The 958-nt window shown below is 65.7% G+C and carries 1 protein-coding gene; it reads right to left on the bottom strand.

Going from position 1 to position 958, the window contains the following annotated elements; translation table 11 throughout:
* Positions 1 to 34: 34 nt before the first annotated feature.
* A partial coding sequence (locus MFF64_RS36530; protein ID WP_238193910.1) for an IS3 family transposase occupies positions 35 to 958 on the bottom strand: 924 nt, incomplete at its 5' end.

The following is a 958-nucleotide window of genomic DNA, read 5'->3' as shown; positions in this document are numbered from 1 at the left end:
TGATCGGCCCCCACGAGGTGGTCCAAGTTCAAAGTTAGTGCAGTGTCGGCGTTTGCTCCACGGGTAGCTTGGCCGGCGGAGCCGGTCGGGTGAGCGCAGCCGGCCAAGCGGGCAAGCTTGGCACAAACACCTCCGGGGCCGGGGGTCGGTAGCCCAGCGCGCCGTGCGGGCGCACCCCATTGTAGTGCCGTCGCCAGCTCTCGATGATGATCTGTGCCTCCTTCAGCGTGTAGAAGATCTCGCCGTTCAACAGTTCGTCTCGCAGTCGTGCGTTGAAGCTCTCCACGTATCCGTTCTCCCACGGTGAACCAGGTTCGATGTAGACAGTCCGGCTGCCGATCGACCCGATCCAGGCCTGTACAGATTTGGCGATGAACTCCGGACCATTGTCCGAGCGGATGTGCTCCGGCACGCCGCGCACGATGAACAGCTCGCCGAGCACGTCGATCACATCGGCTGCCTTCAACTTGCGAGCCACACGGATCGCCAGGCATTCGCGGGTGAACTCGTCAACGACGTTCAGCATGCGGAACTTGCGGCCATCATGCGTGCGCGCCTCGACGAAGTCGTAGGCCCAGACGTGGTTGCGGTGCTCAGGTCGCAGCCGAAGACACGACCCGTCTCCGTCCCAGAGCCGTCCGCGTTTGGGCTGCTTGGCCGGAACCTTCAGCCCTTCGCGTCGCCAGATCCGCTCGACCCGCTTGTCGTTGACCAGCCAGCCGGCAGCCTTCAGCAGTGCCGCGATCTTCCGATAGCCGTAGCGCCCGTAGCGACGCGCCAGCTCGATCAGATCAGCGGTCAGCGCCGCCTCGTCATCCCTGCCCCGCGGCACCTTGCGCTGCGTCGAGCGATGCTGGCCAAGCGCCCGGCAGGCGCGGCGCTCGGAGACCGTCAGTACGGTCTGGACATGCTCGATGCAGGCGCGCCGGCGCGCGGGGCTCAGAAGTTTCCCCGGGCG

The organism is Methylobacterium frigidaeris, assembly GCF_022179185.1.
GTDB lineage: Bacteria > Pseudomonadota > Alphaproteobacteria > Rhizobiales > Beijerinckiaceae > Methylobacterium > Methylobacterium frigidaeris.
The sequence above is the reverse complement of the archived record's forward strand: the minus strand, read 5'-3'. Positions and strand labels throughout refer to the sequence as shown.